The organism is Ectothiorhodospiraceae bacterium 2226, assembly GCA_013348725.1.
Lineage (GTDB): Bacteria > Pseudomonadota > Gammaproteobacteria.
In genome coordinates, this window is the sequence record CP054689.1 from 2,639,522 (window position 1) to 2,651,655 (window position 12,134).

Annotated in this window: 6 protein-coding genes; all 6 read left to right on the forward strand. The window is 66.5% G+C overall.

Translation table 11 applies throughout. The features are described from left to right. Window positions 1–4: 4 nt before the first annotated feature. The 6 genes from HUS23_12785 (at window position 5) to HUS23_12810 (ending at window position 12,074) form a co-directional block, all read left to right on the forward strand. Window positions 5–277: a hypothetical protein gene (locus tag HUS23_12785; protein ID QKT04621.1), complete on the forward strand. Its 273-nt coding sequence runs from the start codon at window positions 5–7 to the stop codon at window positions 275–277. Window positions 278–315: 38 nt separating this feature from the next. After that, window positions 316–1,017 carry a MotA/TolQ/ExbB proton channel family protein gene (locus tag HUS23_12790; protein ID QKT04622.1) on the forward strand — a complete coding sequence of 234 codons (702 nt, stop codon included), beginning with the start codon at window positions 316–318 and terminating at the stop codon, window positions 1,015–1,017. A 2-nt stretch (window positions 1,018–1,019) separates the two neighbouring features. Beyond that, window positions 1,020–1,508, forward strand: a complete 489-nt coding sequence (locus HUS23_12795; protein ID QKT04623.1) for a biopolymer transporter ExbD — start codon at window positions 1,020–1,022, stop codon at window positions 1,506–1,508. A 14-nt stretch (window positions 1,509–1,522) separates the two neighbouring features. Continuing rightward, window positions 1,523–2,002: a biopolymer transporter ExbD gene (locus HUS23_12800; protein QKT05084.1), complete on the forward strand. Its 480-nt coding sequence runs from the start codon at window positions 1,523–1,525 to the stop codon at window positions 2,000–2,002. Window positions 2,003–2,086: 84 nt separating this feature from the next. After that, complete coding sequence (locus tag HUS23_12805) at window positions 2,087–3,385, forward strand: AgmX/PglI C-terminal domain-containing protein (GenBank protein QKT05085.1); 1,299 nt, start codon at window positions 2,087–2,089, stop codon at window positions 3,383–3,385. 364 nt (window positions 3,386–3,749) lie between these two features. Beyond that, window positions 3,750–12,074: a DUF11 domain-containing protein gene (locus HUS23_12810; GenBank protein QKT04624.1), complete on the forward strand. Its 8,325-nt coding sequence runs from the start codon at window positions 3,750–3,752 to the stop codon at window positions 12,072–12,074. The last annotated feature ends 60 nt before the right edge of the window (window positions 12,075–12,134 follow it).

Here is a 12,134-nt window from a genome sequence, read left to right on the forward strand (position 1 = left end):
AGCCATGTACGCACGTGCGCTGTGCTTAATCGTCGGCCTGCTGGGCGCGGGCCTCGCGGTGGGCGAAGAGGAGGCGAAGGAGTTGTCGGGTATTTCTCTGATCGGCAATGACGAAGCCCCGAAGTCGCTCTACATCGTGCCGTGGAAGAGCTCGGAGATGGGCGGCGAGCAGGGGCTCTCCGCCAACCTGATGGATGACGGAACGGACCCCGTGGACAAGGAGGTCTTCATGCGCCAGTTGGAATTTTACGAGATCAGCAGCCGCGATGGGCTCTGAGGCTCAACGTGAAGCACCTGAACGATGAGGACTAAGTGATGGGTTTTATCGACACAGTGGTGGGATTCATTCAGGACGGGGGCAAGTTCATGTACCCCATTTTGATCGTGGGCGCGGTCGGTGGCGCGATTGCGACCGAGCGTTTCATCACCCTTATGCGCGTACGCGCCGCGAACCGCAGCCTTTGGGAGCGGATGCAGCCCGTGCTGGTCAAGGGCGATTTCTCCGCGGCGAGAGCGATGACCGAGAAGGATAGCTCCACGGTCGGTCAGCTGCTGCAGCTCGGCCTTGCGCGCCAGGGCGCGGTGCGGCGTCGCGAGGATATCGAGATCGCGATGGAGGAGGGCATGATGGAGATCATCCCGCAGCTCGAGAAGCGCACGGCCTACGTGGCCCTATTCGCCAGCATCGCGACCCTGCTGGGCCTGCTGGGAACCATCATGGGCCTGATCGAAGCCTTCAGCGCGGTGGCCAATGCCAACCCGGCCGAGAAGGCGGACCTCTTGTCGGCGAGTATTTCGGTGGCCATGAATACCACCGCGTTCGGTCTCATGGTGGCCATCCCGCTGTTGATCACGCACGCGTACCTGAACTCGCGCACGGGCGAGATCGTCGACAGTCTGGAGATGGCGTCGGTCAAGGCGCTCAACGCGATCACCGGCAGCACGCCGCGTGTGCACGACGTGAAGAGCGCGACGCCGGATGACGACATGGATCCGGTGCCGGCGCCCGCGAGCTGATCATGCGACGCAAACACCACTACAGGCGAAAAAAAGAGGCGCCCGAACTGGACGTTACCACCTTCCTTAACCTGATGGTGGTGTTGATCCCGTTCCTGCTGGTGACCGCGGTGTTCTCTCGCATCACGATCCAGGAGTTGAACATGCCCGAGGCGGCCGGCGGCAGTCAGGTGGACAAGCCGCTGGTGACGATCGAGGTGATCGTGCGTGAGCGGGCGCTGGAAGTCGGGGATGGGAAAAGCGTGGTGCTCTCGATTCCTAAACGCGACGACGGTTACGACCTGCCGAAGCTTTCCGAGTTTCTCATCAAGCTCAAGGAGCGCTACGAGGAGAAGGAGGATGCGACGGTGCTCCTGGAGCCGGACATCGCTTACGAGGACATGATCCACGTAATGGATGCGGTCAAGGTCGCAGAAGTCCGGATCGAAGGGGAGGAAGAGGTGCGGACCCTCGTCCTGTTCCCGGAGATTTCCATAGGGGATGCCCCATGAAGGATACCCGCCGCATGCATCGCATGGCCCGCGCAAAGAAGCGGGCCAAGGGGAATGCACTCAACCTGACCTCGCTGATGGATGTGTTCACCATTCTGGTGTTCTTCCTGCTGGTGAACCAATCCGCCACCGAGTTGCTCGAGCCGCCCAAGGAGATCGTGCTGCCGGATTCCGTCGTCGAGGCCAAGCCGCGCCAGACGGTGATCATCCTGGTGAGCGCCCACGAGGTGCTGGTGCAGGGTGAGCCGGTCATTACCACCGCCGAGGTCGAAGAGGCGGAGGGCGACATCCAGGCGATCATCGACCGGCTGAAACGCATTCAGGAGAGCGCCATCGGCATCCACACGGCGGCCGTGGCGGAGAGCCAGGAGGTGACGATCCTCGCCGACCGGGAGATCCCCTTCAAGGTGCTGCGTAGGCTGATGTCGACCAGTACCAGCGCGGGGTATACGCGCATCTCCCTGGCCGTGATTCAGAAAGCTTCGCAAAGCTAGGCGGACCACGTGACGACAGCGATCTCCGAAGAACAACAAGTACTCCACGCGCGCATTGCCGACGCGGAGAACACCGTCCGCAACATGCAGCAGGAGCTGCGCGAGATCGAGGAGAAGCTCGGTCAGTCGGGCGGTGAGCGGGAAAGATACGACCTCCTCGCGGGCATCTGCGCGTCTCTTGAGCGCCTTGAAGCACTGGACGCCGGCCAGCTGTTTTGGGGTGAGGACGCCGCCCACGGTGCGACGGTCATCGAAAGGGCACAGCAGCAGGTCGCGGCCTTCCATCGGCGCATCGGCGCCACCGAGGAGAACAAGCAGGCGCTGGAGCAGGCCATACACGGTGAGCTATGGAAGCTCGACGGCTTGCAGTTCGAGTTGGCCGAACTCCAGGAGAGAGAACAGCGGCGCCTCGACGAGTTCGTGGTCGAGCGCGAGATCACCCCGCTGCCCTACCGCCCCACGGTCATGCCGTGGTCGAAGCAGGGTGAGGACGAGCGGCGGTTCAGAAAGGCGCTGCTCGCGTCCTTGCTGGTCAGTTTGGTGTTCGGTCTCACGACGCACTACTGGACGCTGCCGCAGCCCGATCCCAGCCAGGTTGTCGAAGTGCCGGAACGTCTGGCGCGTCTGGTCAAGCAGCCGGAGCCGCCGCCCCCCCCGCCGCCGCGCGAGGAGGAGCGTAAGCCCGAACCCGAGCGCGAGGTGGAAAGGGAGCAGGCCGTGGCGCAGCCCGAACCCCCGCCGAGCCCGGCCGAGCGGCAAGAGGCGCGTCGGACTGCCGAAAGCGCGGGCGTGCTGGCCTTCAAGAACAGCTTCGCCGACTTGATCGAGAACGCGCCGGAGGCGCGCCTCGGGGTGGATGCGCGCGTCAGCGACGCCGGCCAGAAGGCGCAGGGCGGTCAGACCCAGCGGGCGATCGTCACCTCGGCCGCTCGCACCGGTAGCGGGGGTATCGATACCGCCGCCTTGAGCCGCGATGTGGGCGGCACCCGGGGCGGTATGGAAGGGGTCGCGTTCTCGCGCGTCGACAGTGCGATTGGCACCGGCACGGGCGATGCCGGGGAGCGTCCGCTCAGCGATGGACCGGGACCTTCCCGTACGGATGAAGAGATTCAGATCGTCTTCGACCGTTACCAGGCAACCTTGTACCGCATCTACAACGTGGCGTTACGGCAGAACCCCACCCTCCAGGGCCGCATTGTGCTGCGTATTACGATCGAACCCGATGGCGAGGTGTCGATGGCGAGGGTCGATTCGACCGATCTCGCGTCGCAGGATCTGGTGGATCAGATCCTCGACCGCGTGCGCCGATTCAACTTCGGGCCGAAGGAAGGCGTGCCGACGGTGACGATCGTGTTCCCGATCGATCTGTTGCCGGCGCGTTAGGCAGGCGCCGCCAGTGCTCCGGCTTCGCGCGCCGGAGAACTGGCGGCATTTGAATGGAACGCAGCGGCGTTTACCGTCGCCGGTCATCCGTTTCGGATCTTTTTTATTTTTTTACCGAGATTTTCTTGATTCGAGCCAAGGCGTCGTTGATGTGTAGCTGCGTGCTTGTTCACGGTTTTGGGATGGGCTTGTCAGTAACATCAACGCGCCAATAACTATAAAACGAGAATAACAACTTGTCCTCGACGCCCCTCTGCAGTTCGCCCTCTCGCCTTCCGTCCGAGCGTTTCGCGCGTGTTGCGCGCGTCGGCGACGTGTGTGCGGGTGCGGGTATGGGACGGGCGGTATGAGAGGCATGCGCGCGATGCGTCGAGATCTCGAGCGCCTTGCGACCTGCCGCGCAGCGGCGACGCTGCGCGCGCGCGCGTGGCTGCACTGGCTCGCGCTTGCGCTGCTTTACCTCGCCGCCGCGCCCGCGTTCGCAGCGGACAAGTTCTGCTCCGATTATGAAGGCGGCATCATCGACGGGAATGTCGTCGGTAACTTGACCCAGATCACCATCGATCGGGATTGCACCCTCCAGAACTTTCAGCCACCCAATCCGCTGACGGCGACCATCAACTTTCAGACGAACGATGATTCGATCTATCTGATCATTTTTGACAACGTCACGTACGACGGCAATATGGCGTGCGCCAATATTGACCATCGGATCTGGTTCTCGAACTCTTCCTCGCACCGCATCCGGGAGGATTGCCAGTCGCTGTTCATCCCGGTGGAGACGATCGCCAAGGAGAATCCGGAAGGGCAGAACACCGCCTCCATCGGCGTCCCGTTCACGTACACGCTGACGTTGCCATCGATGAACTGGCCCGAGGGCGATCCGTCGGCCAACGACCTGCACACCGTCACGCTGTGGGACGATCTCACCGCCACGGGCGCCGATCTTACTTACGTAGGCATCAATGCCTACTACAAGGGCAGCGGCACGCCCGTCACGCTGGTGCCGGAAGACGATCCGAGCGCGTTCGGCGGCGTGTGGACGCCGAAGAATCTCTCCTATAAGCCATTCCCGCTCATCTACGCGGGCGATCAGATCGTGGTCGAGATGACCGTGGTGCTCGACGACACGCCGAACAACGTGCCGGGCACGACGTTCGTGAATACGGCCAAGTGGTGGTTCGGTCGTTTGATCGAAGGAGATTTCTACGACCCACTGCCGGGCGAGTGGGGCGTCACCGATCCGATGACGATCGTCGCCCCCAATCTGGTCGTCAGCAAGGACGGGCCGGACGTGCTTGGCGGGCTCAATCTCGGCGAGTGGGGCGAGTTTGCCGTTGACGTATGGAACGACGGCACAGGGGACGCCTGGAACGTGACGCTCATCGACCGTCTGCCCAGCGGGTCGTCGAATGAGTTCCACGGAGGCATGTGCGACATGGTGCCGGAAGTGACGGGGGTGACGCTGGCGGGCGCGCCGCTCAGCCTCGGCACCGACTATACGCGCACGTACAACACCGCGACCTGCGAGCTCAGCCTGACTCTGCTCGACGCCGGAGGGCCCATTGGCCCCAACGAGCACCTGCTCGTGTCCTATCGGACCAAGCTCGACGCCGATAGCGAGAACGGCGCGATGCTCACCAACGTGGCCGGCGCGGCGCAATGGTTCAATGCCGGCGGCACGGCCGATGCACGTCATGCGTTCAGCTGCGAGATTACCGACGGCACAGTGGGGATCGCCGATTGTCAGGACGCCCACGAGGTCATGGTGGCGTTGTCGGGGCAATTCTTCGAGAAAACGGTCGAAAACCTCACCCGCGGCGAGGCACCGCCGTCGATGGCCGTCGCGGGCGATCGGCTGCGTTACACCTTGCGGCTGCAGACCACCGACGAAGGGCTGTACAACGCGCGCTTCTTCGACGAGATCGATGCCCTGAATGCACCGCGCGCCTTCGAGCCGGGCACGCTATCCGTGGGCGCGTTGCCCGCGGGCGCGACCGACCATAGCGATCCGGGCAGCGGGGTGCTCGATATCCGCAATCTGAATCTGGAGGCATGGAGCGAACTGCAGATTCAGTTCGAGGTACAACTGGTTTCGAGCCTCAACGACGGCGATGAGGTGTTCAACCAGGCCGCTCTGTGGGTGGGCGACGTACCGGTCGCGGTCAGCGACGATCCCACCATCAACGGACAGGCGAACCCCGCCATCGAGGGCGACGAGGATCCCACACGGGTCTTGATTTACGAGCCCATGCCGCCGACGCCCCCGCTCAAATCGGTGCAGCCGAGTACGGCGACCATCGGCGAGGAGGTGAGTTATGTGATCACCGTGCCGGGCAGTCCGCGCAACGTGCACCTGTACGATGTGGTGGTCGCCGATACCCTGGATCCGGCGTTGGCGTTCCTGAGCGCGACGGTGCGGCGCGATGGGCTAATCCTCTCGGTCGATACCGGGCAGAGCGGTCAGACGTTGAGCTGGGACGTGGGGACCATTCCCGCCGGCCAGCAGGTGGAGATCGAGGTGAGCGTGCGCGTGCGCAATCTCGATGAAGTCCGTGCCGGTGTCATTGTCGATAACGTTGCTTCGTATACCTATGTCGAAGACGGATCGCGCATCAGCGGCGGCAGCAGCCCGTCCGCCGCGCTACGCATTGTCGAACCGGCCCTTACGGTCGACAAGACGGTGGCGCCGCAGAGCGCGCCCCTGGCCGGCGACCTGCTCACCTACACCCTGACCTTCGACGCCGCGGGCGGGCAAGACCACTCGGCGGCCTTCGACCTCGCTATCGAGGACGTGCTTAGCCTCGGCCTGCGCTACGAGCCGGGCAGCACGACCATCGGCGGTTTCTCGGCGCCGGACCCCGATCTCATCGGCGGCGACGGCGTGAGCGCGGCGCAGACCCTGAGCTGGAGTGCGCAAAGCAACATCGACATTCCTGCCGGCGGGCAGCTTGTGCTCACGTACCAAGTCCGCGTGCTCGACAGCGTGGCGCCGGGTCAGTTGCTGAGCAATGACGTGACCGGCTACTGGACCAGCCTGAAGGGGCCGAGCCCGCACGAACGGACCGGCGCGGACTGTCCGGCGGGGCTCAACGATTACTGCACCACGGCGAGTACCAGCCTGACGGTCGCCGACAGCGTCAGCCTCAGCAAGACTATCGCCGCGGACAGCTGGGACAGCGACGGCAGCACGGCCGACGATGCCACCGTGCGCATCGGTGACACGGTGACCTATGAGTTGGGTCTCGCGGTGCAGGAGGGCACGCTCTACGGCGTCGCCGTCGAAGACGTCCTGCCGGCGGGCATGGAACTGGTGAGCGTGGACGCCATTGGCTCGCCAAGCGGCACGGTGTTCGAATACACCCTGACGTCGCAGCCGGCGCCCGGCGCGACCGGCACGCTGCGCTGGGAGTTCGGCGACATCGTCAATCGTCCGAGTGGCGACGGGACGCCGATCGACCTGTTGGTAATCGGGTACACCGCACGCGTGGTGGAGGAGGTGGGCCTTGTCCACCTCGCGCAGTCGACCCTCACCAATATCGCGACGGTGTCCTACCACGCGCCCAACGGCGAGCCGATGCCGTTCGACGAATCGCGCATGCGCGACAGTGCCGAGCTGACGCTCTTGCAGCCGCTCATTGGTGCCATTAGCAAGATCGATTTGGACGGCGCCGGCCGCAGCGGTACCGGCACGCAGCACGACCCCTACCTCATCACGGACATCGTCAACGACACCGTTCGATTCCAGCTGGAAGCGTGCAACGACGGCCTCGCGCCGGCCTACGGCGTGGTGCTGACCGATCGGCTCGCGCGCGAACTCGACGAGACCAGCCTCAGCGCGCCGCTGGTCAGCATCGGCGGCAGCGCCTTGGCGCCCGACGCCTACACCTATAGCCCGCCCGCCGGTCGCGGCGGCGAGATGCGCATCGAGCTCGACACGCCAGTTTCCGTCGGAGCGTGCGTCTCGGTGGATTACCAAATCGGGTTCCACCACGACACGCCCGCGAATCAGCTCTGGCATAACCGCGCCGCCGTCGAGGAATACGGGTCGCTTCCCGGCGGTACCGGCCAACCGTACCTTGCGGTTGGACCGGCCGAGGTGTGGATGAGCAACGCCTTCGACGCGGTGGGGCCGAGCAAGGTTCTGACGGCGCCGGCAGGCGGCGAGGCCACCATCGGCGAGCTGGTCGAGTTCACCCTCACGGTGCCGGGCGAGCCGGTCAACGGCGCACTGAACGACGTGGTCGTCACCGACGTGCTCGCCCCCGCCTTCGCCTACGTGAACGCCGTGGTGTCGCTGAACGGGACGGTGCTCCCCATCGATGCGGCCACCGATGGCCAGGCGGTGAGCTGGCTTATCCCCTTCATCCCCAGCGGCCAGCAAGCCGAGATCGAGCTGACCGTCCGCGTGGCCAACACTGCCGACGCCGAGGCGGGGCCGGTGACGAACTACGCCGCGTACACCCATGTGGTGGACGGGACGACCATGACGGGCGGCAGCAGCGCACCCGCGATCCTGGAGATCGTCGAGCCGCGAGTCGATATCAGCAAGGTCGTCGCGCCGGACGCTCCGGCCACGGCCGGCGACGTGCTCAGCTACACGGTGGCGCTGACCGCGCGCAGCGGCGAGGGCTACACCGACGCGCGCGACCTGGTGCTGGTCGACACCCTGAGCCCCGGCCTGGTCTACCTCGGCGGCGCGCAGATCGACGGCGCGACGGTGGAACCCGTGGTGACGGTGGATGACGCGACCGGCGCTCAAACCCTCACCTGGGCGCCGCGCGACATCGCCGCAGGCGACACGGTCACGGTCACCTACGACGTGCGGGTGCCGGACGACGTGGCCTTCGGGGATGAGTTGAGCAATACCGCCGTGGCGCGCTGGACCAGCCTGCCGGGCGAGTCGGAGCACGAACGCACGGGCAGCGGCGAGCCGGTCTGGAACGACTATTACGCCGAGGCGAGCACGACGGTGCCGGTGGTGGCGCCCACGCTGGTGGTGCAGAAGTCCGTGGTCAACGTGAGCACCGGACAGGATCCCGGCAGTAACGCCCGCCCCGGCGATACGCTGCGCTACAGCATTCACCTGCAGAACACGAGCCCGGTCGCGCTCGCGAGCTTTGCGCTGCGCGACGAGGTCGATCACCTCAACGATCCGCCGGTCTTCGTGGCGGGGAGTCTCACCCTGGTCAGCGTGCCGGCGGGTGCGGATACCGCCGCCACCGATCCGCATGGCGGCGCGCACGGCACGGGCCTGCTGGATGTGCGCGGCCTGCGTCTGGATCCGCAGGGCGGCGCCGGCGACAGCGTGACCGTGGTGTTCGAGGTCACGCTGGCACCGGTGATCACCAGCGGCACCGTGGTCCTCAATCAGGGCGAAGTGATCGCCTTCGGCGAGCGCCTTGCACTCACCGATGATCCGGCGGTCGCGGGCGACGAGGCTCCCACGCGCACGGTAATCAACTCGGCGCCCGTGTTCGAAGTCTGGAAGACCTCGCAGGACATCTCCGACGACCCGGCCCAACTGCGCGCGGGCGATCCGCTGCGCTACACGATCACGGTGCAGAACATCGGCGACGAGGACGCGCTGAACGCTGTGCTGCGCGATCAGCTGCCGGCCTACACCCGCTATGTCCCGAACAGCACCACCCTGAACGGGCAGCCCGTGCCGGACGCCAGTGGCGGCGTGCTGCCGCTGCAGGACGGCATCGCGATCCACACGCCGGCCGATCCGCGCCAGGGCGTGATGCCGGCCGACCCCGAGGCGACCGGCACCTACGTCGCGACCATCACCTTCGACGTGATCATCGATGCGGATGTGTTCGACGGCACGGTGATCGCCAACCAGGGCTTCGTCACCGGCGACGGCGCCGGCAGTGGCCCCGTGCCGCAGAAGCCGTCCGACGACCCGAACACCCCGGTGCTCGACGACCCCACGCGCGACGTGGTGGGCAACGTGCCGCTGCTCGCCGCACACAAAACGGTCGAGCTCCTGGTCGACGACGGCTCGCCGGGCATCGTGGATCCGGGTGATGTGCTGCGCTACACCATCGCGATCTCCAACCGCGGGGCCGCGCACGCCACCGAGGTCGTGTTCATCGACGCGGTGCCGGCCAACACGAGCTACGTGCCGGACTCGGTACGGCTCAACGGCCTGCCGGTCGGCCAGCCGGACGGCGGCGTCTCGCCACTGGTGGCCGGTATTCCGGTGAGTTCGTCGGATCTCACCCCGCCGCTGCCGGGCGCGGGGCAGGGAACGATTTCGGCCGGCGGCGTCGCGGTGGTGACCTTCGACGTGCAGGTGAACGCGGGCGTGCCCACCGGCACGGTCATCAGCAACCAGGGCCTGGTGCGCTCGAAAGAACAACTGGACGAGCCCACCGACGCCGACGGCAACGCCGCCAACGGCCATCAGCCCACCGAGATCGTGGTGGGCGACGCCCAGCAGCTGGCCATCACCAAAGAGGTGTTCGTGCTCGGGGGCGCCGCGCTGCCGGGCGCCACCCTCGAGTACGTGGTCCGCGCCACTAACATCGGCAGCGTACCGGCCCACGACGTGGTCATTACCGACGACCTGAACGCGCCCGTGCCGGGGCAGCTCAGCTATGTGGCGGGATCGGCCACGCTGGACGGATTGACCGCGGGCGTGAGCTACGCCGCGCCGGTGCTGACCGGCGACTACGGCGCGACCTACGGGCCGCTCGCACCGGGCGCCTCGACGGTGCTGCGCTTCCGCGCGCAGCTCGACGCCGGCCTCGCCGAGGGCGAGACGGTGACCAATATCGCCGAGGTGGCGTGGAACTCGCCGGTGCAGACCGCCACCGCGAGTGTCTCGATCGAGGTGGGCGGCGTCCCCGGCGCGGCGAGCCTGAACGGTCGCGTGTGGCACGATGCCAACTTCGACGCCGTGGCCGACGACCAGGAGCGCGCGCTGGCCGACTGGCGCGTCGAGGTGTACCGCAACAATCAGCTGCTCGGCAGCGTCACCACCGACGCCGACGGCGCCTACCGCGTGAACGGGCTGGCCCCCAACGACGCCGGCAGCCCCTATGAGCTGCGTTTTCGCGCGCCGGGGGCGGGGCCCAACACCGCGCTGCTCGGCGAGACCCACTCGCCGTTCACCGACGGGCTGCACCGCATCACCGACATCGTGGTCGGCTCCGGCAGCAACACCCAGAACCTGAACCTGCCGATCACCCCCAACGGCGTGATCTACGACTCGGTCATGCGCACGCCGATCGCGGGCGCCACGGTGACGATGCTGCGCGGCGGGGCGCCGCTGCCGGCGGCCTGCTTCGACGACCCGGCGCAGCAGGGCCAGCGCACACCCGCGCAGGGCTACTACAAGTTCGACATCAACTTCAGCGACCCGGCCTGTCCGGCGGGCGGGGACTACACCCTGCGCGTGACCCCGCCGCCGAGCGGTTACACCGCCTGGCCGTCGCGCATCATCCCGCCGACCAGCGATGAGAGCACCGCCGCGTTCTCACTGGCGAGCTGTCTGGGTAGCGCGGACGACGCCGTCAGCGCCACGCCCGATCACTGCGAGGTGCAGAGCTCGGAGTACGCCCCGGCCCTGAGTATCGCCGCGCGCACGGCGGGTACCACGCACCACGTGCACTTGCGCCTGAGCGACGGGCAGGTCCCGGGCGAGAGCCAGGCCTTCAACAACCACATCGCGGTCGACCCCGAGCTCGACACCGCGGTGACCATCGCCAAGAGCGCGTCGCTGGTCAACGTCAGCCGCGGGCATCACGTGCCCTATACCATCACGCTGCGCAACACCTTGGGTGTCAGTCTCGCCGACCTCAGCATCGTCGACACCTTCCCGCCGGGCTTCAAATACGTGGAGGGCTCGAGTCGCGTCGATGGTCAGCCGGTGGAGCCGACCATGGACGGCCTGCGCCTGATCTGGAGCGACCTCGACCTCGCGCCGGAGGCGCAGCACACGATTCAGATGCTGTTCATCGTGGGCGCCGCCGTGCCCGAGGGCGAGCACGTGAACCGGGCGCGCGTGGTCAACACGCGGACCGGCGAGAGCGCCTCGGGCGAGGCCACCGCCACCGTGCGCGTGGTGCCCGATCCGACCTTCGACTGCACCGACGTGATCGGCAAGGTGTTCGACGACGCCAACCTCGACGGGGTGCAGAACCCGGGCGAGAAGGGGCTGGCGGGCGTGCGCGTGGTGACCGCGCGCGGCTTGATCGCGGAAACCGACGAACACGGTCGCTTCCATATCACCTGCGCGCTGACGCCCAACGAGACGCGCGGCAGCAACTTCATCCTCAAGCTCGACGATCGCAGCCTGCCGAGCGGCTATCGCGTGACCACCGAGAATCCGCGGGTGCAGCGCGCCACGCGCGGCAAGATGATGCGCTTCAACTTCGGCGCCACGCTGCACCGCGTGGTCCGCATCGACGTCTCCGACGCCGTGTTCGAACCGGGCTCCACCGAGATGCGCGTGCAGTGGCGCCCGAGCATGGACCTGCTGCTGGACGAACTGCGCAAGTCGCCGTCGGTGGTGCGGGTCTCGTACCTGGCGGACGTGGAGCAGCCGGCGCTGGTGAAGCGGCGCCTGGCCACCCTCAAGCGGGAACTCACCGCGCGCTGGCAGGAGCTGGAGTGCTGCTACCCGCTCGCGGTGGAGACGGAAACCTTCTGGCGGCGCGGCGCGCCACCGGGACGCTAGCGGATTCGGCGGCTCCAGGGGGGAGCGGCCGCGGGCCCGTAAAGAAAGAACGACAAAAGA

What these genes read in the sequence shown, in the direction of transcription:
- HUS23_12805 (QKT05085.1), top strand. Translation starts at nt 2,087, where the DNA reads ATGCAGCAGGAGCTGCGCGAGATCGAGGAGAAGCTCGGTCAGTCGGGC.
- HUS23_12785 (QKT04621.1), top strand. Translation starts at nt 5, where the DNA reads ATGTACGCACGTGCGCTGTGCTTAATCGTCGGCCTGCTGGGCGCGGGC.
- HUS23_12800 (QKT05084.1), top strand. Translation starts at nt 1,523, where the DNA reads ATGCATCGCATGGCCCGCGCAAAGAAGCGGGCCAAGGGGAATGCACTC.
- HUS23_12795 (QKT04623.1), top strand. Translation starts at nt 1,020, where the DNA reads ATGCGACGCAAACACCACTACAGGCGAAAAAAAGAGGCGCCCGAACTG.
- HUS23_12790 (QKT04622.1), top strand. Translation starts at nt 316, where the DNA reads ATGGGTTTTATCGACACAGTGGTGGGATTCATTCAGGACGGGGGCAAG.
- HUS23_12810 (QKT04624.1), top strand. Translation starts at nt 3,750, where the DNA reads ATGCGTCGAGATCTCGAGCGCCTTGCGACCTGCCGCGCAGCGGCGACG.